This window comes from Sphingopyxis sp. BSNA05 (genome assembly GCF_013265645.1).
In the GTDB taxonomy this organism is placed as follows: Bacteria; Pseudomonadota; Alphaproteobacteria; order Sphingomonadales; family Sphingomonadaceae; genus Parasphingorhabdus.
Genome location: NZ_PYIA01000076.1, coordinates 1 through 1109, shown reverse-complemented (window position 1 = coordinate 1109; position 1109 = coordinate 1). Strand labels below are relative to the sequence as shown.

Genomic DNA, 1109 nt, shown 5'->3' with positions numbered 1-1109 from the left:
AAATCCGATAGACCACGTATCGGTCCTCCTCCACCGACCGCACTATGAGTCCCAGGAAAAACTAACTGCTGATATTTGGGGTTTGAAGTTTGGTCACGATTTAGGTCGTCAAGATTTGACCACAGTGACGGCTCAAAGGCGATGCGCTTTTCGTCGGCCGCTACTGCGTGTCGAGCGACCTCAACAAAAGAACTGAGCTTCGTGTCGTGGAACCGGTACTTCTTGGAAAAAACTTTAGCGGATTGATGTGTTTTGGAATGCCCAGTGCACCAACACTATCCCAGACTCCCAAGAATTTTACTTTTAAGTCTTCTGTATTGTCGTGTTTTTCATTTGGATACGCCCTCCTTCTCCACTCACGATCCCCTGGTAAACAAAGTTCACGACAATGCTCAAATCTGAATAATCGCGCTGTTTCTGAGCTTGGCTTTGCATCAGCATTGCGATTAAGATATAAATTTACGGCTGTCCGTATGTGGCTGAGTGACCGACGTGACATGATCGCGCAATTGCGCAATAAGCCAACAAACGACCTGGCAGTAAAAGCGCCGCGAGAAAATCCGAAAACGTAAATCTGATCGCCTACTTCATAGTTGAGAACGAGGAAGTGATAAGCTTCGACAATATTTTGATCTAAGCCGTGCCCGAAGATGCCGCCGGTCCACTTTTCTGATTTTGAAGTTCCAACACCTTCATCGTAATGAATGACTTGTTCATTGCCATCCACATCGCGCCGACTTATTGCTTGCGCGATGCGAGCGACATTCGTTGGATTTTCACCGTCTAGTTTGTTCCAAGTACCATCGAAGCAAAATACGATTCGTTTCATGTTGCCTCCGACGAGAACAATATGTGAACATGGGTTTTCGAGCAAATAAAAAACCAGCGACGTCACGCGGGAGTTCTTGATTTCATCATCCTGAGTAGATTTCAGGATCTATTTTGCTGTCCACGCCTGCCTATTGGTGGATGCTGAATCATGTTCAGCATGAGGAGTGGAGGGTTGCTCTTTGCGCCTTCGTGTCTTTGTGCGAAAAAATTAAACCCCTCCTTTTCAAAGGAAAGGAAGGGGTGGTTTATGAGGAGGCTGGCTCGTTGCCAGTCTCTGA

Annotated in this window: 1 protein-coding gene and 1 pseudogene; both read right to left on the bottom strand. The window is 46.6% G+C overall.

Going from position 1 to position 1109, the window contains the following annotated elements:
• Nucleotides 1-179: pseudogene (locus C8024_RS23205) on the bottom strand (DUF2235 domain-containing protein); the annotation flags it as partial.
• Nucleotides 161-829, bottom strand: a complete 669-nt coding sequence (locus C8024_RS08535; protein ID WP_173204122.1) for a DUF2235 domain-containing protein — start codon at nt 827-829, stop codon at nt 161-163. The gene C8024_RS08535 and the pseudogene C8024_RS23205, both read right to left, overlap by 19 nt.
• Between the last annotated feature and the right edge of the window lie 280 nt (nt 830-1109).